Source organism: Klebsiella ornithinolytica NBRC 105727 = ATCC 31898 (assembly GCF_001598295.1).
Taxonomy (GTDB): Bacteria; Pseudomonadota; Gammaproteobacteria; order Enterobacterales; family Enterobacteriaceae; genus Klebsiella; species Klebsiella ornithinolytica.
The window spans coordinates 1-25,798 of the sequence record NZ_BCYR01000017.1 but is presented as its reverse complement, the minus strand read 5'-3'; the positions used below and the strand labels follow the sequence as shown (position 1 = coordinate 25,798).

Sequence of the window (25,798 nt, the reverse complement as noted above, 5' to 3'; positions counted from 1 at the left end):
AGGTTAAAATTTTTATGTACCAGGTTGTTGCGTCTGACTTAGATGGCACGCTGCTTTCTCCCGATCACTACTTAACTCCCTACGCAAAAGAGACGCTGCAGCTGCTGACCGCGCGCGGGATCGATTTTGTCTTTGCCACCGGTCGTCATTACATCGATGTCGGTCAGATTCGCGATAATCTCGGCATCCGGTCCTACATGATCACCTCCAACGGCGCGCGCGTGCACGACGGCGAGGGGAAACAGATCTTTGCCCATAACCTTGACCGCGACATTGCGGCCGATCTGTTTGAAATGATGCGCAATGACCCGAAAGTGGTGACCAACGTCTACCGCGAAGATGAGTGGTATATGAACCGCCACCGCCCGGAAGAGATGCGTTTTTTCAAAGAGGCCGTCTTCAACTATAAGCTCTACGAAGCGGGCGAGCTTGATCCGCAGGGGATCAGCAAAGTGTTTTTCACCTGCGAGGATCATGAGCATCTGCTGCCGCTGGAGCAGGCGATCAACGCCCGCTGGGGCGATCGCGTGAACGTCAGCTTCTCCACGCTGACCTGTCTGGAAGTGATGGCCGGTGGCGTGTCGAAGGGGCATGCGCTGGAAGCGGTCGCCAAAATGCTGGGCTATCGCCTGAAAGACTGCATCGCTTTTGGTGATGGCATGAACGACGCAGAAATGCTGTCGATGGCGGGAAAAGGCTGCATTATGCAGAATGCTCACCAGCGGCTGAAAGACCTGCATCCGGATCTGGAAGTGATCGGCAGCAACGCTGACGATGCGGTGCCGCACTATCTGCGTAAGCTCTATCTCGCCTGATAAAGATTGACGACTGTTTGTTTATTGCCCAGTCGTCAACCTGACTCTCCGCTACAATGAGTGCTCTTCTTCCTGAGAGACATTCATTGTGGCGCTACTGATTATTACCACTATCCTGTGGGCTTTTTCCTTTAGCCTGATAGGCGAATACCTGGCTGGCAGCGTCGATAGCTACTTTTCCGTGCTAATGCGCGTGGGGCTGGCGGCACTGGTGTTTCTGCCGTTTCTGCGTACCCGCGGGCAATCGCCGCGTACTATCGTGCTCTACATGCTGGTCGGCGCCATGCAGCTTGGCATCATGTACCTGCTGGCATTCCGCGCCTATGTGTACCTGACGGTGTCTGAATTCCTGCTGTTTACCGTCTTTACGCCGCTTTATATCACGCTGATTTACGATCTGCTCAGCGGACGCAAGCTCCGCTGGGGATATCTGCTGAGCGCGGGGCTGGCGGTGCTGGGCGCGGCCATTATTCGCTATGACAAAGTGAGCGATCATTTCTGGACGGGGCTGCTGCTGGTTCAGCTGTCGAACCTTAGCTTTGCTATCGGAATGGTGGGCTATAAGCGGCTGATGGAGCTACGTCCTATGCCGCAGCACAACGCGTTTGCGTGGTTCTATATGGGGGCTTTCCTGGTGGCAGTGGCGGCCTGGTTTATGCTGGGCAATCCGCAGAGGCTGCCAACCACAACCCTACAGTGGGGTGTCCTGGTCTGGCTGGGCGTGGCAGCGTCGGGGCTGGGGTACTTTATGTGGAACTACGGGGCTACGCAGGTGGATGCCGGAACGCTGGGCATTATGAATAACGTGCATGTCCCCGCCGGGCTGCTGGTTAACCTTGCCATCTGGCAAGAACAGCCCCACTGGCCGAGCTTTATTACAGGAGCTCTGGTGATCCTGGCCTCACTGTGGGTCCATCGCCGTTGGGTCGCTCCGCACTCCGGACAAACGGCAAATGATCGCAAGCGTGATTCCGCGCTGAGCGAATAAACGCTTCGGTGACCGGCTGGCGCTGCTCGCCGTCGCGTACCGCGGCGTACAGTCGGCTCCACAGTCCTTCGCCCAGGGTTTTGGTGACGACCAGACCCTGGCGCTCAAAACTTTCCACCACCCAGTGCGGCAGGGCGGCGATGCCCATCCGCGCGGCGACCATCTGGATTAACAGCAGGGTATTGTCGACGCTTTTGAGCTGCGGGCTGATGCCGGCCGGCTGCAGGAAGTGGCGCCAGATATCCAGGCGACCGCGCTGAACCGGATAAATCAGCAGCAGTTCCGATGCCAGATCTTCCGGCGAGATGCGCGTTTTCGCTGCCAGCGGATGCTCCGGCGCCAGCACCAGGCGAACTTCAAAATCGAACATAGGCGAATAGTGCAGGCCGCTACGCGGCAGGATATCGGAGGTCATGACCAGGTCCAGCTCGCTTTGCTGCAGAGCTGGCTGCGGGTCAAAGGTTACGCCGGACTGAAAATCCACTTCGACATGCGGCCAGCGGGCGCGGAAACTCTCCAGCGCCGGGGTCAACCACTGTATACAGCTATGACACTCGATAGCGATGCGCAGACGGGTTTGCTGCGGCTCGTGGCAGTCCTGCAGCGCGCGGCTGATTTGCGGCAGAACCTGGTTTGCCAGCTGGAGCAGGATCTCCCCCTGTGGGGTGAAGCGCAGAGGCTGACTTTTACGCACAAACAAGCGGAAGCCAAGGCGTTGTTCCAGATCGCTGAACTGGTGAGACAGGGCGGACTGAGTTTGATGCAGAGCTGCCGCAGCGCCTGCCAGCGACCCGCTATTCCGCAACGCCTGTAGCGTTTTCAGGTGTTTTATTTCGATCATGAAAGTCCTTCACTTCGGCATGAATAATTTGCGCTTGAGGAATATACAGTAACCGCCAATTATGGATGTGTAAACATCTGGACGTCTAAATCCTTTATCTTTCGAATTTATGGTGCGTTGGCCGCACTTCCTCACCCCGGTCACTTACTTCAGTAAGCTCCTGGGAATGAGCAAGTTTGCCGCCTTCCCTGAATCCGAAATCTTTCGGATTGCAATCATGAGGCTCAAAAAATGACAATTATTAATCACACCCTCGGTTTCCCTCGCGTTGGTCTACGTCGCGAGCTGAAAAAAGCGCAAGAGAGCTACTGGGCGGGTAACTCAACCCGCGAAGAACTGCTGGCGGTGGGCCGCGAGCTGCGCGCCCGTCACTGGGAGCAGCAGAAGCAGGCGGGCGTTGACCTGCTGCCGGTGGGTGATTTCGCCTGGTACGACCATGTTCTGACTACCAGCCTGCTACTGGGTAACGTGCCGGCTCGTCATCAGAACAAAGATGGCTCGGTTGATATCGATACCCTGTTCCGCATTGGCCGCGGCCGTGCGCCGACCGGCGAACCGGCGGCAGCGGCAGAAATGACCAAATGGTTTAACACCAACTATCACTACATGGTGCCAGAGTTTGTAAAAGGGCAGTCGTTCAAACTGACCTGGACCCAGCTGCTGGATGAAGTGGACGAAGCGCTGGCGCTTGGTCATAAGGTTAAACCCGTCCTGTTGGGGCCGGTCACTTATCTGTGGCTGGGCAAAGTCAAAGGCGAACAGTTTGACCGTTTGAGCCTGCTGAAGGATATCCTGCCGGTTTACCAGCAGGTGCTGGCAGAGCTGGCAAAACGCGGCATCGAGTGGGTACAGATTGACGAGCCGGCTCTGGTACTGGAACTGCCGCAGGCGTGGCTGGAGGCGTTCAAACCGGCGTATGACGCGCTCGCAGGTCAGGTTAAGCTGCTGCTGACCACCTACTTTGAAGGCATCACCGCCAACCTCGACACCATCACCGCGCTGCCGGTGCAGGGTCTGCACGTTGACCTGGTTCACGGTAAAGATGATGCGGCCGATCTGCACCGGCGTCTGCCAGCCGACTGGCTGCTCTCTGCGGGCCTGATCAACGGCCGTAACGTCTGGCGCGCCGATCTGACGGAGAAGTATGCGCAAATTAAAGACATCGTCGGCCAGCGTGCGCTGTGGATCGCGACCTCATGCTCCCTGCTGCACAGCCCGATCGACCTGAGCGTGGAAACCCGTCTCGATGCGGAAGTGAAAAGCTGGTTCGCTTTTGCCCTGCAGAAATGTACCGAGCTGGCCCTGCTGCGCGATGCGCTGAATAGCGGCGAGACCGCAAAACTGGTTGAATGGAGCGCGCCGATTCAGGCTCGCCGTCACTCTACCCGCGTACATAATGCGGCGGTAGAAAAACGTCTGGCGGCCATTACCGCTCAGGACAGCCAGCGCAACAGCCCATATGCTGAACGCGCCAGGGCGCAGCGTACGCGCTTCAATCTACCGGCGTGGCCGACCACGACCATCGGCTCTTTTCCACAGACTACCGAGATCCGTGGCCTGCGTCTGGACTTCAAAAAAGGCAATCTCGATGCCAACCACTATCGCACCGGTATTGCGGAGCATATCAAGCAGGCGATTGTTGAGCAGGAACGTTTAGGGCTAGATGTTCTGGTTCACGGCGAAGCCGAGCGTAACGACATGGTGGAGTACTTCGGTGAGCATCTCGACGGGTTCATCTTCACGCAAAACGGTTGGGTACAGAGCTACGGCTCCCGCTGCGTGAAGCCGCCGGTGGTCATCGGGGATGTCAGTCGCCCGGAAGCAATCACCGTTGAGTGGGCGAAGTTTGCCCAGTCGCTGACCGACAAGCCGGTGAAAGGCATGCTGACCGGTCCGGTGACGATTCTTTGCTGGTCATTCCCGCGTGAAGACGTCAGTCGCGAAACCATCGCCAAACAGATTGCGCTGGCGCTGCGTGACGAAGTGGCGGATCTGGAGGCGGCCGGTATCGGTATCATCCAGATTGATGAGCCGGCGCTGCGTGAAGGACTGCCGCTCAAGCGTAGCGACTGGGATGCTTATCTGCAGTGGGGCGTGGAAGCCTTCCGGATCAATGCCGCGGTGGCGCGGGATGATACCCAGATCCACACCCATATGTGCTACTGCGAGTTCAACGACATCATGGATTCGATTGCCGCGCTGGATGCGGACGTGATCACCATTGAAACCTCGCGTTCTGACATGGAGCTGCTGGAGTCGTTTGAAGAGTTCGAATACCCGAACGAAATCGGACCGGGCGTGTATGACATCCATTCGCCGAACGTTCCGAGCGTGGAGTGGATTGAAGCACTGCTGGAGAAAGCGGCGCAGCGTATCCCGGCAGAGCGTCTGTGGGTCAACCCGGACTGTGGCCTGAAAACTCGCGGCTGGCCGGAAACCCGCGCCGCGCTGGCTAACATGGTGAAAGCCGCGCAGAATCTGCGTCAGGCATAACTCCGTTAACCCTCGTCCCGGAGGAGGCCCAGGCCTCCTCTTCTTTTCTCTTTTTCTTTTCTCTTTCGTGCTGGCAAATGTCCCGTCTAACCTGCGGAGTGCCTGCGGCTGGGCTACGCTTAGCTGCACTGAGCAAGCACAGACATTTCCGGGGGAGAATGATGACCAGGCTCGACGATCCGCAGCGGTCCTTATGTTTTGCTATTAATCTGGGGAACCCGGTTCTCGCCACGTTATTGCCGGATAATACCCCGGGTGGCATCACCGCCGAGTTAGCCAAAAAACTGGCCGCTGAATGCGGTTGCGAGGCGCGATTTGTGACCTGGCCGACGGCCGGGAAAGTGGTTGATGTAGCTTTGCTGGACCAGTGGGATATTGCTTTCCTGGCGATTGATCCCGCTCGTGAAGACAAACTGTGCTTCACCCCGCCGTATGTCACGATTGAAAGTTCAGTGCTGGTCAGAAACGACAGCGATATTCACTCCGTACAAGCGATGGATCGCCCGGGAGTAACGATTAACGTCGGGAGAGGGGCGGCCTATGAACTGTATCTGATTCGAACGCTACGCCATGCGGCGATGCAGCAGTACGCTACCTCCCAGGAGGCGATCCGCGCGTTTATCGCCGGGGAAGGGGAGATGGTTGCCGGGATCCGTCAGCCGCTTGCCAGCGTGGCGCGGGAACATCCCCAGTATCGCCTCCTGCCTGATAGTTTCAGCCAGATACAGCAAGCGATTTGCGTTCCCCGAAACCGGCTACAGCACTATGAATTTGTCTGTGGTTGTCTGGCGGCATGGAAGAGTGACGGAACGATCGCCGATATGATTAACCGCCATATCGGCAACCGATAGCGGCTTACGCGCGCTTCCCGCCATACTGCGCAAACCATGCCAGCATACGCTGCCAGCCGTCTTTGGCCGATTCTTCATGATAGCTGGCGCGATAATCGGCGTTAAAGGCGTGATCGGCTTCCGGGTAGACGATGATCTCCGCTTTGGCGTTGGCCGCGCGAAGCGCGTGACGCATGGTTTCCACCGTATCCTGTGGAATGCTGGCGTCTTTGCCACCGTACAACCCCAGCACCGGCGCGTTGAGATCAACGGCGATATCCACCGGATATTTCGCTGAGTTCAGGGTTTTCTGCCCGACCAGCTTTCCGTACCAGGCGACGGCGGCTTTTAGCTGCGGGTTATGGGCGGCATAAAGCCAGGTAATGCGTCCACCCCAGCAGAAGCCGGTGATCAGCAGACGATGAGCATCGCCTCCGTGGCGTGCGGCCCAGCTGGCGACATGGTCGAGGTCGGCCAGCACCTGCGCATCCGGCACTTTGCTGACCAGCTCCTGGAACAGGGTGGGGATATCGGTATAGTCATTCGGATCGCCCTGGCGGAAGTAGAGCTCTGGCGCGATAGCCAGATATCCCTCCTGCGCCAGACGGCGGCAAATGTCGCGGATATGTTCATGGACGCCGAAAATTTCCTGAACAACGATAACGACCGGCAGCAGGCCATCGGCGTTCTTCGGACGAGCATGATAGGCCGGCATGTTCTCTCCCTGAGTGGGGATCGACGTTTCGCCTGTGATAATGCTCTCCTCCGAGGTATGAACGGCGGTAGAAGCGTGCGGCGTGGCTGCAGGCGCAAAGCCAGGTTGCTTGGTTGTGGTCATGGTATTCTCCGTACCCTTATTTATTAGCGCATCGATAACTATAGACGCTATCGACCGGACGTTAACAAAGCACAGTGCCTGAAACAGGCTATCTTTTGTTCAGACACGATGAATATAACTTGTTAATGTGATGTTTATCACTTTTTGATGGAAAATCATTGCAATGATTTTTGTTCATGGTGATTTTTGTCACAAAACTAAGCGGGTAGCTTCTGTAAAGTACCGTTTTGCTTCTGCTGATAATTCGACCCACAGAGGAGTTTTTTATGTCTAAGTCTGATGTTTTTCATCTCGGCCTCACCAAAAACGATTTACAAGGGGCTACGCTGGCTATCGTCCCTGGCGATCCGGAGCGTGTGGAAAAGATCGCCGCGCTGATGGATAAGCCGGTCAAGCTGGCATCTCACCGCGAATTTACCTCCTGGCGTGCCGAACTGGATGGCAAGTCGGTCATTGTCTGCTCTACCGGTATCGGCGGCCCGTCAACGTCCATCGCCGTTGAAGAACTGGCGCAGCTGGGGATTCGTACCTTCCTGCGTATCGGCACCACCGGCGCTATCCAGCCACACATTAACGTCGGTGACGTGCTGGTTACCACCGCATCCGTACGTCTTGATGGCGCGAGTCTGCATTTTGCGCCGATGGAATACCCGGCCGTGGCTGACTTTGCCTGCACCACTGCGCTGGTTGAAGCGGCCAAATCGATCGGCGCGACCACCCATATCGGCGTGACCGCATCATCTGACACCTTCTACCCGGGCCAGGAGCGCTACGACACCTTCTCCGGTCGCGTGGTCAGCCGTTTTAAAGGTTCTATGGAAGAGTGGCAGTCAATGGGGGTCATGAACTACGAGATGGAGTCTGCGACTCTGCTGACCATGTGTGCCAGCCAGGGGCTGCGTGCCGGGATGGTTGCCGGGGTTATCGTCAACCGTACCCAGCAGGAAATTCCGAACGCGGAAACCATGAAGCAAACCGAAAGCCACGCGGTAAAAATCGTCGTCGAAGCGGCTCGCCGTCTGCTGTAATTCCTCGCCTCTCCACCCAGGGCCGGATCTTCCGGCCTTTCTTTTTTGCGCTGCGCCTCGCAGGAAATCTCTTTTAAACTGGACGTTTGTACAGCACAATTCTATTTTTGTGCCGTAAGTTGTTGCCGCAGGGGGCGTTGTGGATATCTCGATTGTGATAAGTGCCATCGTGGCGCTGGCCGTAGGGCTGGTCGCAGGGTGGCTGGCGACCAAAGCCAAAGCTGACCAAATTCGCGCCGACCTTATCGAGGAGCGCCGTGAACTGGATATCGAGCTCAGCGCCGCGCGCCAGCAGCTGGTGCAGGAGGCCCACTGGCGCGATGAATGTGAGTTGCTGAATAACGAACTGCGCAGCCTGCGTGATATCAATAGCTCTCTGGAGGCCGATCTCCGCGAAGTCACCACCCGCCTTGAATCTACCCGGATCCACGCCGAGGATAAAATCCGCCAGATGGTGAACAGCGAACAGCGTCTGAGCGAGCAGTTTGAAAACCTGGCAAACCGCATTTTCGAACACAGCAACCGGCGCGTCGATGAGCAGAACCGGCAGAGTTTACATGGCCTGCTGACGCCGCTGCGTGAACAGCTGGACGGTTTCCGCCGCCAGGTGCAGGACAGTTTTGGCCAGGAGGCGCGTGAGCGGCATACGCTGGCCCATGAGATCCGCAATCTGCAGCAGCTGAACGCGCAGATGGCGCAGGAGGCGTTGAACCTGACCCGGGCGTTGAAAGGGGATAACAAAACGCAGGGTAACTGGGGAGAGGTGGTGCTAACCCGCGTGCTGGAAGCTTCCGGGCTACGCGAAGGGTATGAATACCAGACCCAGGTCAGCATCGAAACAGAAGGTCGTTCGCGCATGCAGCCCGATGTCATCGTTCGCCTGCCGCAGGGGAAAGACGTGGTCATTGATGCCAAAATGACGCTGGTGGCCTACGAACGCTATTTCAATGCCGAAGATGACTACACCCGCGAGGCGGCGCTGCAGGAGCATATCGCCTCGGTGCGTAACCATATTCGCCTGCTCGGACGTAAAGATTATCAACAGCTGCCGGGCCTGCGCTCGCTCGACTATGTGCTGATGTTTATTCCCGTGGAGCCGGCTTTCCTGCTGGCTATCGACCGCCAGCCTGAACTTATCAGCGAAGCGCTGAAGAACAACATTATGCTGGTCAGTCCGACGACGCTGCTGGTGGCGCTGCGGACGATTGCCAATCTCTGGCGTTATGAACATCAAAGCCGCAATGCGCAGAAAATCGCTGAGCGCGCAGGTCGTCTGTACGACAAAATGCGACTGTTCGTTGATGATATGTCCGCCATCGGGCAGAGCCTGGATAAAGCCCAGGATAACTATCGCCAGGCGATGAAAAAGCTTGCTTCCGGGCGCGGAAATCTGCTGGTGCAGGCAGAAGCGTTCCGCGGTCTTGGCGTTGAAGTGAAGCGCGGGATTAATCCTGATTTAGTCGATCAGGCAACGGCTCAGGATGACGAATATCGTTCTGAAGAAGACGAAAAAGCGCTTGAAGATAACGAATTTACCTCCGATCCGGCCGATGAGACGATGTCCGGCGAGTCCTCTATGCCGCGTTGAACCGTATGGGAAATGCGCTGAATCTGTTACACTCGGCGAACATTTTCTTGATAAGCAGGCATTGAGATGGTTGAGGATTCACAAGAAACGACGCACTTTGGTTTTCAGACGGTAGCCAAAGAGCAGAAGGCGGACATGGTGGCACATGTATTCCATTCTGTGGCCGCAAAATATGATGTTATGAATGATCTGATGTCGTTCGGTATTCATCGTTTGTGGAAGCGTTTCACCATCGATTGCAGCGGCGTACGCCGTGGACAGACCGTTCTGGACCTGGCCGGCGGTACCGGCGACCTGACGGCGAAGTTCTCTCGCCTGGTGGGTGAAACGGGGCGCGTCATGCTGGCAGATATCAACGACTCTATGCTGAAAATGGGGCGCGAAAAGCTGCGCAACATCGGCATCGTCGGCAACGTTGAATACGTTCAGGCTAACGCAGAAGCGCTGCCGTTTGCCGACAACACTTTTGACTGCATCACGATTTCATTTGGCCTGCGTAACGTCACCGATAAAGAAAAGGCGCTGCGTTCAATGTATCGCGTCCTGAAGCCGGGCGGTCGTCTGCTGGTGCTCGAGTTCTCGAAACCGATTATTGAGCCGCTCAGCAAAGCCTATGATGCCTACTCCTTCCACGTGCTGCCGCGCGTAGGGGAACTGGTTGCCAAAGACGGTGAAAGCTATCGCTACCTGGCGGAATCTATTCGTATGCACCCGAATCAGGACACCCTGAAAGCCATGATGCAGGACGCCGGTTTCGAAAACGTCGACTACTACAACCTGACGGCTGGTATCGTTGCGTTGCACCGCGGTTATAAGTTCTGACAGGAGGGATCGCATGCCTTTCAAACCACTGGTTACCGCTGGCATTGAAACCGCCCTCAATACCTTTCTCTGGCGCGACAAAGCGTTAAAACCTGCTCGCCAGCGTCTGCTGGGGAAGGTGCTGCGCGTTGAGCTGAAGGAGCTGTCGACGCCGGTTGTGCTGGTCTTCAGCGAGCGTCAGGTGGATGTGCTGGGGACCTGGGAAGGCGATGCCGACTGTACCGTCATTACTCGTCTCAGCGTGCTGCCACAGCTGCGCAACCGTCAACAGCTCACGGCGCTTATTCGCAGCGGTGATCTGGAAGTGCAGGGCGACCTGCAGGTGGTGCAGAACACGGTGGCGCTATGTGACCTGGCGGAATTCGATCCGGCTGAGCTGCTGGCGCCTTACACCGGCGATATCGTTGCGGAAGGGGTCAGTAAGGTCTTTCGCTCCGGAGCTCGTTTTCTGCTGCACGGCGCTCAGCGTCAGCAGCGGTATGTCGCTGAAGCGCTGACCGAAGAGTGGCGTATGGCGCCTGGGCCGCTGGAAATGGCCTGGTTTGGCGAAGAGACCGCGGCTGTGGAACGCGCGCTTTCCGCACTGGAAAAACGGCTGGAAACGCTGGAGGGCAAATGACGCCAGGAGAATTACGGCGCCTGTATCTTATTATCCGCACCTTTTTGAGCTATGGGCTTGATGAGCTCATTCCCAAAATGCGTATCACGCTGCCGCTGCGTATCGGGCGGCGGATGCTGTTCTGGATGCCGAATCGTCATAAAAACCAACCTCTCGGCGAACGTCTGCGCCTTGCGCTGCAGGAGCTGGGGCCGGTGTGGATCAAGTTCGGCCAGATGCTCTCCACCCGCCGCGATCTGTTCCCGCCGCAAATCGCCGATCAGCTCGCGCTGCTGCAGGATCGCGTAGCGCCCTTCGATGGCCGGTTGGCAAAACAGCAGATCGAACAGGCGATGGGCGGTCTTCCCGTAGAGGCCTGGTTTGACGATTTCTCGATTGAACCGCTGGCATCGGCCTCTATTGCGCAGGTCCATACCGCACGGCTGAAAGAAAACGGTAAAGAGGTCGTTATCAAAGTGATCCGCCCGGATATCGTGCCGGTGATTAAAGCGGACATGAAGCTTATCTATCGTCTCGCGCGCTGGGTGCCGCGTTTACTGCCCGACGGTCGCCGCCTGCGCCCGCAGGAAGTGGTTCGCGAATACGAAAAAACGCTGCTGGATGAACTTAACCTGCTGCGTGAATCGGCGAACGCCATTCAGCTGCGGCGCAACTTTGAAGACAGCCCGATGCTATATGTACCGGAGGTCTACTCCGATTACTGTAGCGAAAACATGATGGTCATGGAGCGGATTTACGGGATCCCGGTTTCCGACGTGGAGGCGCTGGAAGCGCAGGGCACGAACATGAAGCTGCTGGCGGAACGCGGCGTGCAGGTCTTTTTCACCCAGGTGTTCCGCGACAGTTTCTTCCACGCAGACATGCATCCAGGCAATATTTTTGTTAGCTACGACCATCCGGAGAACCCCCAGTACATCGGGATCGACTGCGGTATCGTGGGGTCGCTGAACAAAGAAGATAAGCGCTACCTGGCGGAAAACTTCATTGCGTTCTTCAACCGCGATTATCGTAAAGTCGCCGAGCTGCACGTAGATTCAGGCTGGGTTCCTGCGGATACCAATGTTGAAGAGTTCGAGTTTGCTATTCGCACCGTCTGCGAGCCGATCTTCGAGAAGCCGCTGGCTGAGATCTCGTTTGGTCATGTGCTGCTGAACCTGTTTAACACCGCCCGGCGCTTCAATATGGAAGTGCAGCCGCAGCTGGTATTACTGCAGAAGACATTACTTTACGTAGAAGGGGTAGGCCGCCAGCTCTATCCTCAGTTAGACTTGTGGAAAACGGCGAAACCTTTCCTTGAGTCGTGGATTAAAGATCAGGTCGGCATTCCGGCGCTGGTGCGTGCGTTTAAAGAAAAAGCGCCGTTCTGGATCGAAAGAATGCCGGAAATACCTGAGCTGGTGTACCAGACTTTGCAGCAAAGCAAACAGCTGCAGACCAGCGTGGATACCATCGTGCGCGACTTCCAGGTGCGACATGTTCGTCAGGGGCAGTCCCGTTATCTGTTTGGTATAGGCGCGGTTCTGTTACTGAGTGGTACGCTGTTATTTATCCACCGCCCGGAATGGGGCATGATGCCAGGCTGGCTGATGGCCGCTGGCGCGGTGTCCTGGCTGATTGGCTGGCGGAAAACGCACTGATGGGAAGTGCCTTTATCACCGCGCATTCGTTGTTGCGCGAAGTCATACGAGCGGCCTGACAAAGAGGCGGCTTGTGGGATGACGTGTATAATGCGTCCTAATAATTCATCATCTGTCATAGAGGAACGTGTATGGGTGGTATCAGTATTTGGCAGTTATTAATTGTTGTCGTCATTGTGGTTCTGCTTTTCGGGACGAAAAAGCTGAGCTCGCTGGGGTCGGATTTGGGTGCATCGATTAAAGGCTTTAAAAAGGCCATGAGCGATGATGAAAAACCTGAAAAGTCTGCTCCGGATGCAGATTTCACGGCGAAATCGATCGCCGATAAGCCGGATGATGCGAAAAAAGACGAGACAAAACGCCACGACAAAGAGCAGGTGTAATTCGTGTTCGATATCGGTTTTAGTGAACTACTGCTGGTGTTCGTTATTGGCCTCATTGTTCTGGGGCCACAGCGATTGCCTGTAGCGGTAAAAACGGTGGCCAGCTGGATTCGTACGCTACGATCGCTGGCGGCCACCGTACAAAATGAGATCACTCAGGAACTAAAACTGCAGGAGTTCCAGGAAAGCCTGAAGAAAGTGGAAAAGGCGAGCCTGGATAACCTGACGCCGGAGCTGAAAGCGTCGATGGATGAGCTGCGTGAAGCCGCTGAATCTATGAAACGTTCTTATACCGCCCACGATCCTGAGAAAGCGAGCGACGAAGCGAACACGATTCATAACCCGGTAGTGAAGGGCAGTGAAGCGCAGCGCCAGGACATTACGCCGGCGACGGCTGAACATCAGGCCAGCGCGCCCGTTCACGCTCCAGCCGCAGAAGAGAGCGTGGCGTCAGAGCAGCCGGCTGCGCAGCCTGACCCTCTCCCGGTCGCCAAAGAAAAAGTTGCCGTGACAGCTTCCGATTCCTCCCCTGCATCGAGTGATAAACCGTAAAAATGGGCGTAGAAGATACTCAACCGCTAATTTCGCATTTGATTGAGCTGCGCAAGCGCCTGATCAATAGCATCATCGCGATACTGGTCATTTTTCTGGCGTTAGTGTACTTCGCCAACGACATCTATCAGCTGGTTTCCGCACCGCTTATCCGGCAGATGCCGGTGGGTGCAACGATGATCGCCACCGACGTGGCTTCCCCTTTCTTTACGCCGATCAAACTGACCTTCATGGTTTCGGTGATTCTGTCGGTGCCGGTTATTCTTTACCAGGTCTGGGCGTTTGTTGCCCCGGCGCTGTATAAACATGAGCGTCGGCTGGTTATGCCGCTGCTGGTTTCCAGTACGCTGCTGTTCTATATCGGTATGGCGTTTGCCTACTTTGTCGTTTTCCCGCTGGCGTTTGGTTTCCTGACCCACGCGGCGCCGGAGGGCGTGCAGGTCTCGACGGATATTCGCAGCTATCTCGATTTCGTCATGGCGCTGTTTATCGCCTTTGGCGTTTCGTTTGAAGTGCCGGTTGCGATCGTGCTGCTGTGCTGGATGGGCGTCACGACCCCGGAAGATTTGCGTAAGAAGCGGCCGTACGTGCTGGTGGGAGCATTCGTCGTCGGCATGCTGCTGACGCCGCCGGATGTCTTCTCGCAAACGCTGCTGGCGATTCCGATGTACTGCTTGTTTGAGATCGGGGTTTTCTTTGCGCGTTTCTATACCGGAAAACGTCTGACGCGTGACGAGGATGCCGCCGCTGAAGAAGCGGGGAGCAAAGAAGAGTAACCAGCCGCCCGTCAGGGCGGTTGTCATATTGGAGAAGCGATGTTTGATATCGGCGTCAATCTGACCAGTCCACAGTTTTCCCGCGATCGCGATGAGGTCGTGGCCCGCGCTCAGGCGGCGGGCGTGACCGGCATGCTGTTCACCGGGACTAACCTGCATGAAAGCGAGCAGGCCCGGCAGCTGGCACATCGCTATACCCGCTGCTGGTCAACCGCCGGCGTGCATCCGCATGACAGCAGCAGCTGGACGGCAGCGGTGGCCGACTCCATCTTTCAGCTGGCGCGCCAGCCGGAGGTCGTCGCTATCGGCGAATGTGGGCTGGACTTCAACCGCAACTTTTCTACCCCTCAGGAGCAAGAGGCCGCCTTCAGCGCACAGCTGGCGCTGGCAGCCGAGCTGTCTATGCCGGTTTTTTTGCACTGCCGCGATGCCCATGAACGTTTTCTGACGCTCCTGACGCCCTGGCTGGATAAACTGCCTGGTGCGGTGCTGCACTGCTTTACCGGAACCCGCGAAGAAATGCGTGCCTGTGTGAACCACGGTTTGTATATTGGCATTACAGGCTGGGTCTGCGACGAGCGACGCGGACTGGAGCTGCGCGCGCTGTTGCCGGATATCCCGGCAGAACGCCTGTTGATTGAAACGGATGCCCCGTATCTGCTGCCCCGCGACCTTAGCCCGAAGCCCGCTTCCCGGCGCAATGAACCGGTATATCTGCCGCATATTCTGGCCAGTATTGCGGGATGGCGCGGGGAGGAGGCTCAGCGGCTGGAAGAGATCGCTGACACGAATGTCAGAACGCTCTTTGGCATCCGTTTTTAAGCGTACCGTCAGATTTTATGAAAGTCGGTATTTTTGATGCTTTGCAGTACCTGTTTGTTAAGCAGATTCAGCAGCAGCATGGAGCGCGCTTCACCATCCGGTTCGCTAAAGATAGCCTGCAGGCCTTCAAACGCGCCGTCGGTAATCAAGACGAAGTCACCTTCGTGCGGCGTTTCCGGGTCGGTGATGCCTTCCGGCTTATAGATAGAGAGCTGGTGAATGACCGCGGACGGTACCGTGGCTGGCTGGGCGCCAAAGCGCACGAAGTTATTCACACCTCGCGTGGCGCTGATAGTTGTAGTGTGGATAATTTCCGGATCGAATTCGACAAACAGGTAATTGGGGAACAAAGGTTCACTGACCGTAGTGCGTTTGCCGCGGATGATTTTTTCCAGTGCGATCGTCGGCATCAGGCAATTCACTGCCTGTCGTTCGAGGTGTTCCTGGGCGCGCTGAAGCTGCCCACGTTTGCAATACAGTAAATACCAGGCTTGCATAATAACTCTTTCCACTCTATTAGCTGCAAGCATAACAAAAGCCTGGGGCGATCGCGAAAGCCAATATAAGTGAAATCAAAAATTCTATGTTCTTTCACTCTAATTTAACAAAAGTACAGCATGACGCTGGCGAACACCGTATAATCAGCCGCCTGTATAGAGGTTAATAATAACTCCATGAAATACCACGATCTACGCGACTTTCTGACATTACTGGAGCAGCAGGGCGAACTGAAAAGAATATCCCTGCCGGTCGATCCGCACCTTGAGATCACCGAAATTGCCGATCGCACTTTACGTGCCGGCGGCCCGGCCCTGCTTTTTGAAAACCCCAAAGGCTACACCATGCCCGTGTTGTGCAATCTGTTTGGCACTCCGCGCCGCGTCGCCATGGGAATGGGGCAGGAGGATGTCAGCTCGTTGCGTGAAGTGGGTAAGCTGCTGGCTTTTCTGAAAGAGCCGGAACCGCCGAAAGGCTTTCGCGATCTGTTCGATAAGCTGCCGCAGTTCAGGCAGGTCTTGAATATGCCGACAAAGCGCCTGCGCGGAGCACCCTGCCAGCAAAAGATCATTGAAGGCGACAACGTTGATTTGACGCGTATCCCGATCATGACCTGCTGGCCAGAAGATGCTGCCCCGCTGATTACCTGGGGACTGACGGTTACTCGCGGTCCGCATAAGGAACGGCAGAACCTGGGCATCTATCGCCAGCAGCTCATTGGTAAGAACAAGCTGATCATGCGCTGGCTCTCCCATCGCGGCGGCGCGCTGGATTTTCAGGAGTGGTGTGCGGCTCATCCGGGCGAACGTTTTCCGGTTTCCGTGGCGCTGGGCGCTGACCCGGCGACCATCCTTGGGGCCGTCACTCCGGTTCCCGATACGCTGTCAGAGTATGCGTTTGCCGGCCTGCTACGCGGCACCAAAACGGAAGTGGTCAAGTGCATTTCCAACGATCTTGAAGTACCGGCCAGCGCGGAAATTGTGCTGGAAGGGTATATTGAGCCAGGTGAAATGGCGCCGGAAGGGCCGTACGGCGATCATACCGGCTACTACAATGAAGTGGATAATTTCCCGGTATTTACGGTTACGCATATCACTCAGCGTGAAGATGCGATTTATCATTCAACGTATACCGGACGCCCGCCGGATGAACCTGCGGTCCTGGGCGTCGCGCTGAACGAAGTCTTCGTGCCGATTCTGCAAAAGCAGTTCCCTGAAATTGTTGATTTCTACCTGCCGCCGGAAGGTTGCTCTTATCGTCTGGCCGTGGTCACGATGAAGAAACAGTACGCCGGACATGCCAAGCGCGTCATGATGGGCGTGTGGTCATTCCTGCGCCAGTTTATGTACACCAAGTTCGTGATCGTCTGCGATGATGACGTTAATGCACGCGACTGGAACGACGTGATCTGGGCGATTACTACCCGAATGGACCCGGCTCGTGATACGGTACTGGTAGAAAATACGCCGATCGATTATCTGGATTTTGCCTCGCCGGTTTCCGGCCTGGGTTCAAAAATGGGGCTGGATGCCACAAATAAATGGCCAGGCGAAACCCAGCGTGAATGGGGTCGTCCTATTAAGAAGGATCCTGAGGTGACGGCGCGCGTTGACGCCATCTGGGATGAGCTGGCTATCTTTAAATAACAGTAAGCGGGGCTAACGCCGCTGTTTTGCTCTATAGACCCGACAGAGGGGACGCATGACAACCTTAAGCTGTAAAGTGACCTCGGTGGAGGCAATTACCGATACCGTGTATCGCGTTCGATTAGTGCCGGAAGCGGCGTTTTCTTTCCGCGCTGGTCAATATTTGATGGTGGTAATGGACGAGCGTGACAAGCGTCCGTTCTCCATGGCTTCCACTCCGGCGGAGCAGGAATGTATTGAACTGCATATCGGCGCCTCTGAGCTCAACCTGTATGCGATGGCGGTGATGGATCGCATTCTGAAAGAGCGCGAGATCGAGGTTGATATTCCGCATGGTGAGGCCTGGCTGCGTGAGGACGAAGATCGTCCGCTCATTCTCATCGCCGGAGGAACCGGGTTCTCCTATGTGCGTTCCATTCTGCTCACGGCGCTGGCTCGTAACCCGAACCGCGATATCGCAGTGTACTGGGGCGGTCGCGAAGCGAAACATCTCTACGATCTGGCAGAGCTGGAAGCGCTGAGCGTGGAGCACCCGGGTCTGCGTGTTGAGCCGGTGGTGGAACAGCCGGAAGAAGAGTGGCGTGGGCGCTCTGGCACCGTGTTGACCGCGGTTCTGCAGGACTATGGCACTCTGGCAGAGCATGATATTTATATTGCCGGCCGCTTCGAAATGGCAAAAATTGCCCGTGAGCTGTTCTGCAATGAGCGCAATGCCCGCGAAGATCGCCTGTTTGGCGATGCGTTTGCCTTTATCTGATTCTCATGCCCTCTTTTTCAGGGAGAGGGAAGAGAACGGCAGAAATAAAAAACCCGCCCCTGACAGGCGGGAAAAACGGCAACTAAACCCCCTCTCTTCGCCATGGTCACCATAACTGCGTTGGCTGCGCTTATTCACCCGAATCACTGACGGTGGGTAAGTTCATCGGGATGAATAAGGGACATCCGCGTCCCTCACCAAAGGCAGCCTTCGGCTGTTCAAATTCGTTCCTGACGAATTGGCCATTCGCTTGCCGCCTTGTTCTGGCACCCATGGTTTTGAGATAACTCTTTAATCAAACACGCTCGAATACCGTCGCAATGCCCTGACCTAAACCAATACACATGGTAGCCAGACCGAACTGTGCGTCTTTACGCTCCATCTGGTTAATCAAGGTTGTACTGATACGTGCGCCGGAGCAGCCGAGCGGGTGACCCAGGGCAATCGCGCCGCCGTTGAGATTGATCTTCTCGTCGATCTGCTCCATCAGGCCAAGATCTTTAATGCACGGCAGGATCTGCGCGGCAAAGGCCTCATTCATTTCAAAAACGTCGATATCGCTGGTAGCCAGTCCGGCCTTTTTCAGCGCCAGCTTTGATGCCGGTACCGGACCATAACCCATAATCGATGGGTCACAGCCGACCACCGCCATGGAGCGCACGCGAGCGCGCGGTTTCAGCCCCAGTTCGCGGGCACGGCTTTCGCTCATTAATAACATGGCGGCTGCGCCGTCGGAGAGCGCGGATGAAGTTCCTGCCGTGACGGTGCCGGTCACCGGGTCGAATGCGGGTCTTAATGCAGCCAGCGCTTCCACGGTCGTTTCCGGGCGGATCACTTCGTCATAGTTAAATGACTTCAGCACGCCGTCGGCATCATGGCCGCCTGTCGGAATGATTTCCGCTTTAAATGCGCCGGACTGCGTTGCCGCCCATGCGCGAGCGTGGGAACGCGCGGCGAACTGGTCCTGCATTTCCCGGCTGATGCCGTGCAGACGCGCCAGCATTTCGGCGGTCAACCCCATCATACCGGCCGCTTTTGCCACGTTACGACTCAGACCCGGGTGAAAATCCACGCCATGGCTCATCGGGACGTGGCCCATATGCTCCACGCCGCCAATCAGGCAGACGCTGGCGTCGCCGGTCATGATCATGCGCGCCGCATCGTGCAGCGCCTGCATCGATGAACCGCACAGGCGGTTGACCGTCGTGGCCGGTACCGAATGCGGAATCTCGGCCAGCAGCGCGGCGTTACGCGCAATGTTGAAACCTTGCTCCAGCGTTTGCTGTACGCAGCCCCAGTAAATATCGTCAATCGCGGCCGGATCAAGCGACGGGTTACGCGACAGCAGGCTACGCATCAGGTGCGCAGAGAGGTCTTCCGCGCGCACGTGGCGAAAGGCGCCGCCCTTCGAACGGCCCATCGGGGTGCGAACTGCATCAACAATGACAACCTGTTCCATTGTGACTCCTTAAGCCGTTTTCAGAACGCCCGCCGGGCGGGCTGGTTCTACCGGGGGATAATAGGGTTCGTTATGGCGTGCTTTATTACGCAGTCCTTCCGGCACTTCATACAGCGGACCGAGGTGCTGGTACTGCTGCGCCATATCGAGATATTTTGCGCTGCCCAGGGTATCCAGCCAGCGGAATGCGCCGCCGTGGAACGGAGGGAAGCCGAGACCATAAACCAGCGCCATATCCGCTTCCGCCGGGCTGGCGATAATGCCTTCCTCCAGGCAGCGGACCACTTCGTTGACCATCGGAATCATCATCCGGGCGATAATCTCATCGTCGCTGAAGTCATGTTTTGGCTGACTGACTTCCGCCAGCAGGGCGTCGACGGCCGGGTCTTCTTCTTTCTTCGGTTTGCCTTTACTGTCTTCTTTATACCGCCAGAAGCCGAGACCGTTTTTCTGGCCGAAACGGCTGGCGTCGAACAGCGCGTCGATCGCGTCGCGATAATCTTTCTGCATGCGCAGCGGGAAGCCGGCGGCCATCACCGCCTGCGCGTGGTGTGCGGTATCGATGCCGACCACGTCGAGCAGGTATGCCGGGCCCATTGGCCAGCCGAACAGTTTCTCCATCACCTTATCGACTTTGCGGAAGTCCGCGCCGTCGCGAAGCAGTTGGCTGAATCCCGCAAAGTAGGGGAACAGCACGCGGTTGACGAAGAAGCCGGGGCAATCGTTAACCACGATCGGCGTTTTGCCCATTTTGCTCGCCCAGGCCACGACTTTTGCGATGGTGTCATCTGAGGTTTTTTCCCCGCGAATCACTTCTACCAGCGGCATGCGATGCACCGGGTTAAAGAAGTGCATACCGCAGAAGTTTTCCGGACGTTTCAGGGCGCTGGCCAGCTCACCGATTGGAATCGTTGAAGTGTTAGAAGCCAGAACCGTATCCGGGCGGACTTTCTCTTCGGTTTCCGCCAGCACGGCCTTTTTCACTTTCGGATTCTCGACGACGGCTTCGACCACGACATCTACGCGCTCAAAACCAGCATAATCGAGGGTCGGGTGAATCGTGCCAATAACGCCGGCCAGCTTCAGCCCATCGATTTTGCCGCGCTCAAGCTGCTTGTTGAGCAGCTTAGCGGCTTCGTTCATGCCGAGCGTCAGCGATTTGTCGTTAATGTCCTTCATGATCACCGGCACGCCTTTCCAGGCGGACTGATACGCGATACCGCCACCCATGATTCCGGCCCCCAGCACGGCGGCCTGTTTCGGCGTCTCAACGTTTTTGGTCAGCTTCTTCGCTTTGGCTTTGACATACTGATCGTTAAGGAAGATACCGACCAGTGCGCGGGCCTCTTTGGTGTGCGCCAGCGGGACAAAACTTTGGTTTTCCAGATTCAGCGCCTCTTCGCGGCCGAAACGAGCGGCCGCTTCGATGGTTTTTACCGCTGTTATCGGCGCCGGATAGTGTTTCCCGGCGGTCTGCGCCACCATGCCTTTGGCGATAGTGAAGCTCATGGCCGCTTCAATTTTACTGAGCTTCAATGGCTCCAGCTTCGGCTGGCGCTTCGCTTTCCAGTCCAGGTCGCCATTAATGGCCTGACGCAGAATGGCGAGTGTGCCATCGCGCAGTTTCTCTGGTTTAACGATACCGTCGACGAGGCCGATTTTCAGCGCCTGATCGGCACTGACATCTTTCCCGGCGGCAATAATTTCCAGCGCGCTATCGGCGCCGAGCAGACGCGGCATTCGTACTGAGCCGCCAAAGCCCGGCATGATACCCAGTTTGGTTTCCGGCAGGCCGATACGCAGATCCGGCGTAGCCAGACGGTAGTCCGTCGCCAGCACGCACTCGCAGCCGCCGCCCAGCGCATAGCCGTTCACCGCAGAAATAGTCGGTACCGGTAAATCTTCCAGGCGGTTAAAGACGCTGTTGGCAAAATGGAGCCACTGGCTCAACTGCTCCTGTGGTACCAGGAACAGGGACAAAAATTCGGTGATGTCAGCGCCGACAATGAAGGCCGCTTTCCCGGAGCGCAGCAACAGCCCCTTAAGATCGTGTTGTTTTTCGAGTACGTCCAGCGCCTCACCGAGGCTGGCTACGGTTGCGGTATCGAGCTTGTTCACCGAGCCGGGAGCATCGAACACCAGTTCGGCAATGCCATCTTCCAGCCAGTCGAGGTACAGGTTGTCGCCTTTGTAGAGCATGTCAGTCTCCTGAATCCAGCAATGTGATCTGGTCGTACCAGATGCAACGGAGTGTGGGATTTATGTTAAAGAATTGCAAATGAGTCTTTAAATAAATGCTGGTCTGATCACACCTGGCGGAAATCACCCTGCCCGGGGCCGATGTGCTAAGATGCGGGGAATTACGATCGAATAAAAGCAAAGGATGAAAGATGGAATCACTAGCCGCGCTCTATAAAAATCATATCGTTACCCTACAAGAACGTACCCGTGATGCTTTAGCTCGTTTTAACCTTGATGCGTTGCTGATTCACTCCGGTGAGCTGGTCAATGTCTTCCTGGACGATCATCCGTACCCGTTTAAGGTCAACCCGCAATTTAAATCCTGGGTCCCGGTGACGCAGGTACCCAACTGCTGGCTGCTGGTTGATGGCGTCAACAAACCGAAACTGTGGTTCTACTTGCCGGTTGATTACTGGCATAACGTTGAACCGCTGCCGACCTCGTTCTGGACGGAAGAGGTTGAAGTGATTGCCCTGCCGAAAGCCGACGGTATTGGCAGCCAGCTGCCTGCGGCGCGCGGCAATATCGCCTATATCGGGCCGGTGCCGGAGCGTGCGCTTGGTCTGGAGATCGCTGCCAGCCATATCAACCCGAAAGGGGTGATTGATTTCCTGCACTACTATCGTTCCTTTAAGACCGATTATGAGTTGGCCTGCATGCGCGAAGCGCAGAAGTCGGCGGTTAACGGGCATCGCGCGGCCCATGAAGCATTCCTCTCAGGAATGAGCGAATTCGATATCAACCAGGCGTATCTGACGGCTACCGGTCATCGCGACACCGATGTGCCTTACAGCAATATCGTGGCGCTTAACGAACATGCCTCTGTACTGCATTACACCAAACTGGATCATCGTGCTCCGGCAGAAGCGCGCAGCTTCTTACTGGATGCCGGAGCGGAATATAACGGCTATGCGGCAGACCTGACGCGTACCTGGGCGGCACACGGCGATAATGACTTTGCCCATTTGATTAAAGACGTTAACGATGAGCAGCTGGCTCTGATTAGCACGATGAAGGCTGGAAAAAGCTATGTGGATTACCACATCCAGTTCCACCAACGCATTGCTAAACTGTTGCGTAAGCACCAGATCGTGACCGACATGAGCGAAGAGGCCATGGTTGAAAACGATCTGACCGGACCGTTTATGCCGCACGGTATTGGCCATCCGCTGGGCCTGCAGGTCCATGATGTGGCCGGTTTCATGCAGGATGATACCGGTACCCATCTGGCGGCGCCGTCGAAGTATCCCTATCTGCGCTGCACGCGTATTTTGCAGCCGCGTATGGTGCTGACCATCGAGCCGGGCATCTACTTTATTGAATCTCTGCTGGCGCCGTGGCGTGAAGGGCAGTTTAGCAAACACTTCAACTGGCAAAAAATTGAAGCATTGAAGCCGTTTGGCGGCATCCGTATTGAAGATAACGTCGTCATCCACGAAAACAGTGTTGAAAATATGACGCGTGACCTGAAACTGGCGTAATGGAAAGCTGGTTGATACCGGCCGCGCCGGTGACCTTTGTCGAAGAGATCAAAAAAAGTCGTTTTATCACGCTGTTGGCACATACTGACGGCGTGGTAGCGGCAAAGGCGTTTGTTGAGTCCGTCAGGGCGGAGCACCCTGACGCCCGTCATCATTGTGTGGCGTGGGTGGCCGGGCCACCCAATGACTCTCAACAGCTGGGTTTTTCTGACGATGGCGAACCGGCAGGCACCGCGGGTAAACCTATGCTGGCGCAGCTGATGGGCAGCGGCGTCGGCGAAATAACGGCCGTCGTGGTACGCTACTACGGCGGTATTTTACTTGGTACCGGCGGTCTGGTTAAAGCGTATGGCGGCGGCGTCCATCAGGCGCTTGCCGGGCTGACAACGCAGCGCAAGACGCCGTTGACCGCATATACTTTGCAGTGTGAGTACGGGCAGTTAGCCGGAGTTGAAACGCTGTTGGCTCAGTTCTCAGGACAAATTGTCGCCAGTGACTATCAGGCCTCCGTCCAGCTTCGTGTGGCGCTTCCGCAAGCTGAAGTGGCGTCTTTTTCGACAAAACTGGCTGATTTTAGTCGTGGTTCGTTGCAATTACTGAAGATTGACGAATAATCCCCACCTGATTTTTTGCATACCAAAGGAAGCGCCAGAGATGCATTTTCGCGCCATAACCCGAATCGTTGGACTGTTGGTCATTTTGTTTTCGGGGACGATGATCCTTCCGGGATTAGTGGCCCTGATATACCGCGATGGCGCGGGGCGGGCGTTTACCCAGACCTTTTTTGTCGCGCTGGCGATAGGCTCTTTATTATGGTGGCCGAACCGCCGTGAAAAGGGCGAACTGAAATCCCGCGAGGGTTTTCTGATTGTCGTCCTCTTCTGGACCGTGCTGGGCAGCGTCGGTGCGCTACCGTTTATTTTCGCCGAACAACCGAATCTGACGATAACAGATGCGTTTTTTGAGTCATTCTCAGGCCTGACTACGACCGGCGCCACCACGCTGGTGGGGTTGGACTCTTTACCACATGCCATCCTCTTCTATCGACAGATGCTGCAGTGGTTTGGCGGTATGGGGATCATTGTGTTGGCAGTAGCAATACTGCCGATACTGGGCGTCGGTGGGATGCAGTTGTATCGGGCGGAAATGCCGGGGCCACTGAAGGACAATAAGATGCGCCCGCGTATCGCCGAGACGGCCAAAACGCTGTGGCTTATCTACGTGCTGTTGACGGTCGCCTGTGCGCTTGCGCTCTGGTTCGCGGGTATGCCGGCATTTGATGCTATCGGTCACAGCTTTTCGACTATCGCGATTGGCGGCTTTTCTACGCATGACGCCAGCGTAGGGTATTTTAACAGTCCAACCATTAACACGATTATTGCGGTTTTCCTGCTGATCTCAGGCTGTAACTATGGCCTCCATTTTTCATTGCTCAGCGGGCGCAGTCTGAAGGTGTACTGGCGCGATCCTGAATTCCGCATGTTTATTGGTGTCCAACTGACGCTGGTGGTGATTTGTACGCTGGTGTTGTGGTTGCATGATGTGTATAGCTCGGCGCTGACGACGCTGAATCAGGCCTTCTTCCAGGTCGTCTCAATGGCGACGACCGCGGGCTTTACCACCGACAGTATCGCGCGCTGGCCGTTATTCCTGCCGGTGCTGCTATTGTGCTCGGCATTTATTGGCGGTTGTGCCGGGTCGACGGGCGGCGGGCTGAAGGTTATCCGTATACTGCTGTTGTTCAAACAGGGGAACCGGGAACTCAAGCGTCTGGTGCATCCGAATGCGGTATACAGTATTAAGTTAGGTAACCGTGCGCTGCCGGAACGTATTCTGGAGGCGGTGTGGGGATTCTTTTCTGCCTATGCGCTGGTGTTCATTATTAGCATGCTGGCGATCATCGCGACCGGAGTGGATGACTTTTCTGCTTTCGCCTCGGTTGTGGCAACGTTAAACAACCTCGGGCCAGGACTTGGCGTAGTGGCGGACAACTTCGCGACAATGAACCCGGTCGCGAAATGGATCTTGATTGCTAATATGCTGTTTGGTCGTCTGGAAGTGTTCACCTTACTGGTGCTCTTTACCCCCACTTTCTGGCGCGAATAACAGGAGTGCTTGTGAAAACGTTGATATTATTCTCTACCCGCGACGGGCAGACGCGTGAAATTGCCTCCTTCCTGGCCTCTGAGCTGAAAGAGCTGGGTATCGATGCGGATACGGTTAATCTCAACCGTACTGAAGAGGTTGAATGGCGCCACTACGATCGCGTGGTGATTGGTGCATCGATTCGTTACGGACACTTTCATCCGGCGCTGGACCGTTTCGTGAAGAAACACCTGCAGTCGTTGAATGCGCTGCCGGGGGCGTTTTTCTCGGTGAACCTCGTGGCGCGTAAGCCGGAGAAGCGCACGCCGCAGACAAATAGCTATACGCGTAAGTTTCTGCTCAATTCACCATGGCAACCGCAGCGCAGCGCGGTGTTTGCCGGCGCGCTGCGCTACCCGCGCTATAGTTGGTACGATCGCGTCATGATTCGTCTGATAATGAAGATGACCGGCGGTGAAACGGATACCAGTAAAGAAGTTGTCTATACCGACTGGAAGCAGGTTGCCAATTTTGCGCGGGAAGTCGCACAAATGACGAGCAAATAGCCCATAAAATGGGCGTGATGGCGGGAATTTGAG

The 25,798-nt window shown here is 56.1% G+C and carries 24 protein-coding genes; 19 read left to right on the top strand and 5 right to left on the bottom strand.

What is annotated here, in order from left to right:
- The first annotated feature begins 14 nt into the window (after window positions 1-14).
- Both yigL and ROR01S_RS23005 read left to right on the top strand, forming a co-directional pair.
- Window positions 15-815: a sugar/pyridoxal phosphate phosphatase YigL gene (yigL, locus tag ROR01S_RS23010; RefSeq protein ID WP_015585397.1), complete on the top strand. Its 801-nt coding sequence runs from the start codon at window positions 15-17 to the stop codon at window positions 813-815.
- An 88-nt stretch (window positions 816-903) separates the two neighbouring features.
- On the top strand, window positions 904-1,803 hold the full coding sequence (locus ROR01S_RS23005; RefSeq protein WP_004869640.1) for a carboxylate/amino acid/amine transporter: 900 nt from the start codon (window positions 904-906) through the stop codon (window positions 1,801-1,803).
- Here the strand turns inward: ROR01S_RS23005 and metR are convergent.
- Complete coding sequence (metR, locus tag ROR01S_RS26600) at window positions 1,691-2,644, bottom strand: HTH-type transcriptional regulator MetR (RefSeq protein ID WP_004869643.1); 954 nt, start codon at window positions 2,642-2,644, stop codon at window positions 1,691-1,693. The genes ROR01S_RS23005 and metR overlap by 113 nt on opposite strands.
- 231 nt (window positions 2,645-2,875) lie before the next feature.
- Between metR and metE the strand changes: the two genes are divergently transcribed.
- Both metE and ROR01S_RS22985 read left to right on the top strand, forming a co-directional pair.
- Complete coding sequence (metE, locus tag ROR01S_RS22990; protein ID WP_048024900.1) at window positions 2,876-5,137, top strand: 5-methyltetrahydropteroyltriglutamate--homocysteine S-methyltransferase; 2,262 nt, start codon at window positions 2,876-2,878, stop codon at window positions 5,135-5,137.
- A gap of 161 nt (window positions 5,138-5,298) precedes the next feature.
- The gene (locus tag ROR01S_RS22985) at window positions 5,299-5,988 is read left to right on the top strand and encodes a transporter substrate-binding domain-containing protein (RefSeq protein ID WP_004869649.1); all 690 of its coding nucleotides are present in this window, start codon (window positions 5,299-5,301) and stop codon (window positions 5,986-5,988) included.
- A 4-nt stretch (window positions 5,989-5,992) separates the two neighbouring features.
- Here ROR01S_RS22985 and ROR01S_RS22980 read toward each other — a convergent pair whose 3' ends face one another.
- Window positions 5,993-6,805 carry a dienelactone hydrolase family protein gene (locus ROR01S_RS22980; RefSeq protein WP_004869653.1) on the bottom strand — a complete coding sequence of 271 codons (813 nt, stop codon included), beginning with the start codon at window positions 6,803-6,805 and terminating at the stop codon, window positions 5,993-5,995.
- Window positions 6,806-7,071: 266 nt separating this feature from the next.
- Here ROR01S_RS22980 and udp point away from each other — a divergent pair, with 266 nt between their 5' ends.
- The 9 genes from udp to tatD all read left to right on the top strand — a co-directional run bounded on the left by udp (window position 7,072) and on the right by tatD (window position 15,032).
- The gene (gene udp, locus ROR01S_RS22975; RefSeq protein ID WP_004869655.1) at window positions 7,072-7,833 is read left to right on the top strand and encodes a uridine phosphorylase; all 762 of its coding nucleotides are present in this window, start codon (window positions 7,072-7,074) and stop codon (window positions 7,831-7,833) included.
- A gap of 139 nt (window positions 7,834-7,972) precedes the next feature.
- Window positions 7,973-9,421: a DNA recombination protein RmuC gene (rmuC, locus tag ROR01S_RS22970; RefSeq protein ID WP_004869657.1), complete on the top strand. Its 1,449-nt coding sequence runs from the start codon at window positions 7,973-7,975 to the stop codon at window positions 9,419-9,421.
- 66 nt (window positions 9,422-9,487) lie between these two features.
- Complete coding sequence (gene ubiE, locus ROR01S_RS22965; RefSeq protein WP_004869660.1) at window positions 9,488-10,243, top strand: bifunctional demethylmenaquinone methyltransferase/2-methoxy-6-polyprenyl-1,4-benzoquinol methylase UbiE; 756 nt, start codon at window positions 9,488-9,490, stop codon at window positions 10,241-10,243.
- A gap of 13 nt (window positions 10,244-10,256) precedes the next feature.
- The gene (gene ubiJ / locus ROR01S_RS22960; protein WP_004869663.1) at window positions 10,257-10,862 is read left to right on the top strand and encodes a ubiquinone biosynthesis protein UbiJ; all 606 of its coding nucleotides are present in this window, start codon (window positions 10,257-10,259) and stop codon (window positions 10,860-10,862) included.
- Entirely contained in the window at window positions 10,859-12,499 is a 1,641-nt protein-coding gene (gene ubiB, locus ROR01S_RS22955; protein ID WP_004869667.1) for a ubiquinone biosynthesis regulatory protein kinase UbiB, read from the top strand. The genes ubiJ and ubiB overlap by 4 nt, the downstream gene beginning before the upstream one ends.
- Window positions 12,500-12,630: 131 nt before the next feature.
- Window positions 12,631-12,882, top strand: coding sequence for a Sec-independent protein translocase subunit TatA (gene tatA / locus ROR01S_RS22950; RefSeq protein WP_004869668.1), 252 nt, complete (start codon window positions 12,631-12,633; stop codon window positions 12,880-12,882).
- A 3-nt stretch (window positions 12,883-12,885) separates the two neighbouring features.
- On the top strand, window positions 12,886-13,434 hold the full coding sequence (gene tatB / locus ROR01S_RS22945; RefSeq protein ID WP_004869670.1) for a Sec-independent protein translocase protein TatB: 549 nt from the start codon (window positions 12,886-12,888) through the stop codon (window positions 13,432-13,434).
- A gap of 2 nt (window positions 13,435-13,436) precedes the next feature.
- Window positions 13,437-14,210: a Sec-independent protein translocase subunit TatC gene (gene tatC, locus ROR01S_RS22940; RefSeq protein WP_004869672.1), complete on the top strand. Its 774-nt coding sequence runs from the start codon at window positions 13,437-13,439 to the stop codon at window positions 14,208-14,210.
- A 27-nt stretch (window positions 14,211-14,237) separates the two neighbouring features.
- Window positions 14,238-15,032, top strand: coding sequence for a 3'-5' ssDNA/RNA exonuclease TatD (gene tatD, locus ROR01S_RS22935; RefSeq protein WP_162268847.1), 795 nt, complete (start codon window positions 14,238-14,240; stop codon window positions 15,030-15,032).
- An 8-nt stretch (window positions 15,033-15,040) separates the two neighbouring features.
- Here the strand turns inward: tatD and rfaH are convergent, their stop codons facing one another.
- Window positions 15,041-15,529 carry a transcription/translation regulatory transformer protein RfaH gene (gene rfaH, locus ROR01S_RS22930; protein WP_004869678.1) on the bottom strand — a complete coding sequence of 163 codons (489 nt, stop codon included), beginning with the start codon at window positions 15,527-15,529 and terminating at the stop codon, window positions 15,041-15,043.
- 177 nt (window positions 15,530-15,706) lie between these two features.
- Between rfaH and ubiD the strand changes: the two genes are divergently transcribed.
- Window positions 15,707-17,176: a 4-hydroxy-3-polyprenylbenzoate decarboxylase gene (gene ubiD, locus ROR01S_RS22925; RefSeq protein WP_015585392.1), complete on the top strand. Its 1,470-nt coding sequence runs from the start codon at window positions 15,707-15,709 to the stop codon at window positions 17,174-17,176.
- Window positions 17,177-17,231: 55 nt separating this feature from the next.
- Window positions 17,232-17,933, top strand: a complete 702-nt coding sequence (gene fre, locus ROR01S_RS22920) for an NAD(P)H-flavin reductase (RefSeq protein WP_004869682.1) — start codon at window positions 17,232-17,234, stop codon at window positions 17,931-17,933.
- Window positions 17,934-18,228: 295 nt separating this feature from the next.
- Here fre and fadA read toward each other — a convergent pair whose 3' ends face one another.
- Together fadA and fadB are read right to left on the bottom strand one after the other, a co-directional pair.
- Window positions 18,229-19,392, bottom strand: a complete 1,164-nt coding sequence (gene fadA / locus ROR01S_RS22915) for an acetyl-CoA C-acyltransferase FadA (protein WP_004869684.1) — start codon at window positions 19,390-19,392, stop codon at window positions 18,229-18,231.
- A gap of 9 nt (window positions 19,393-19,401) precedes the next feature.
- On the bottom strand, window positions 19,402-21,591 hold the full coding sequence (fadB, locus tag ROR01S_RS22910) for a fatty acid oxidation complex subunit alpha FadB (RefSeq protein WP_064359914.1): 2,190 nt from the start codon (window positions 21,589-21,591) through the stop codon (window positions 19,402-19,404).
- A 191-nt stretch (window positions 21,592-21,782) separates the two neighbouring features.
- Between fadB and pepQ the strand changes: the two genes are divergently transcribed.
- Genes pepQ through hemG form a run of 4 tightly spaced genes read left to right on the top strand, consistent with a single transcriptional unit; the run spans window position 21,783 to window position 25,765 of the window.
- Window positions 21,783-23,114, top strand: a complete 1,332-nt coding sequence (pepQ, locus tag ROR01S_RS22905; protein ID WP_004869689.1) for a Xaa-Pro dipeptidase — start codon at window positions 21,783-21,785, stop codon at window positions 23,112-23,114.
- Window positions 23,114-23,728: an IMPACT family protein gene (locus ROR01S_RS22900; protein ID WP_015585390.1), complete on the top strand. Its 615-nt coding sequence runs from the start codon at window positions 23,114-23,116 to the stop codon at window positions 23,726-23,728. Before pepQ ends, ROR01S_RS22900 begins: the two co-directional genes overlap by 1 nt.
- 40 nt (window positions 23,729-23,768) lie before the next feature.
- The gene (trkH, locus tag ROR01S_RS22895) at window positions 23,769-25,220 is read left to right on the top strand and encodes a Trk system potassium transporter TrkH (protein ID WP_004119068.1); all 1,452 of its coding nucleotides are present in this window, start codon (window positions 23,769-23,771) and stop codon (window positions 25,218-25,220) included.
- 11 nt (window positions 25,221-25,231) lie between these two features.
- Complete coding sequence (hemG, locus tag ROR01S_RS22890) at window positions 25,232-25,765, top strand: menaquinone-dependent protoporphyrinogen IX dehydrogenase (RefSeq protein WP_032718488.1); 534 nt, start codon at window positions 25,232-25,234, stop codon at window positions 25,763-25,765.
- Window positions 25,766-25,798 lie beyond the last annotated feature (33 nt).

Excerpts from the sequence above, each read along its gene's own strand:
- yigL (WP_015585397.1), top strand. The coding sequence starts at position 15 with ATGTACCAGGTTGTTGCGTCTGACTTAGATGGCACGCTGCTTTCTCCC.
- metR (WP_004869643.1), bottom strand. The coding sequence starts at position 2,644 with ATGATCGAAATAAAACACCTGAAAACGCTACAGGCGTTGCGGAATAGC.
- metE (WP_048024900.1), top strand. The coding sequence starts at position 2,876 with ATGACAATTATTAATCACACCCTCGGTTTCCCTCGCGTTGGTCTACGT.
- ROR01S_RS22985 (WP_004869649.1), top strand. The coding sequence starts at position 5,299 with ATGACCAGGCTCGACGATCCGCAGCGGTCCTTATGTTTTGCTATTAAT.
- ROR01S_RS22980 (WP_004869653.1), bottom strand. The coding sequence starts at position 6,805 with ATGACCACAACCAAGCAACCTGGCTTTGCGCCTGCAGCCACGCCGCAC.
- udp (WP_004869655.1), top strand. The coding sequence starts at position 7,072 with ATGTCTAAGTCTGATGTTTTTCATCTCGGCCTCACCAAAAACGATTTA.
- ubiE (WP_004869660.1), top strand. The coding sequence starts at position 9,488 with ATGGTTGAGGATTCACAAGAAACGACGCACTTTGGTTTTCAGACGGTA.
- ubiJ (WP_004869663.1), top strand. The coding sequence starts at position 10,257 with ATGCCTTTCAAACCACTGGTTACCGCTGGCATTGAAACCGCCCTCAAT.
- ubiB (WP_004869667.1), top strand. The coding sequence starts at position 10,859 with ATGACGCCAGGAGAATTACGGCGCCTGTATCTTATTATCCGCACCTTT.
- tatA (WP_004869668.1), top strand. The coding sequence starts at position 12,631 with ATGGGTGGTATCAGTATTTGGCAGTTATTAATTGTTGTCGTCATTGTG.
- tatC (WP_004869672.1), top strand. The coding sequence starts at position 13,437 with ATGGGCGTAGAAGATACTCAACCGCTAATTTCGCATTTGATTGAGCTG.
- rfaH (WP_004869678.1), bottom strand. The coding sequence starts at position 15,529 with ATGCAAGCCTGGTATTTACTGTATTGCAAACGTGGGCAGCTTCAGCGC.
- ubiD (WP_015585392.1), top strand. The coding sequence starts at position 15,707 with ATGAAATACCACGATCTACGCGACTTTCTGACATTACTGGAGCAGCAG.
- fre (WP_004869682.1), top strand. The coding sequence starts at position 17,232 with ATGACAACCTTAAGCTGTAAAGTGACCTCGGTGGAGGCAATTACCGAT.
- fadA (WP_004869684.1), bottom strand. The coding sequence starts at position 19,392 with ATGGAACAGGTTGTCATTGTTGATGCAGTTCGCACCCCGATGGGCCGT.
- fadB (WP_064359914.1), bottom strand. The coding sequence starts at position 21,591 with ATGCTCTACAAAGGCGACAACCTGTACCTCGACTGGCTGGAAGATGGC.
- pepQ (WP_004869689.1), top strand. The coding sequence starts at position 21,783 with ATGGAATCACTAGCCGCGCTCTATAAAAATCATATCGTTACCCTACAA.
- ROR01S_RS22900 (WP_015585390.1), top strand. The coding sequence starts at position 23,114 with ATGGAAAGCTGGTTGATACCGGCCGCGCCGGTGACCTTTGTCGAAGAG.
- trkH (WP_004119068.1), top strand. The coding sequence starts at position 23,769 with ATGCATTTTCGCGCCATAACCCGAATCGTTGGACTGTTGGTCATTTTG.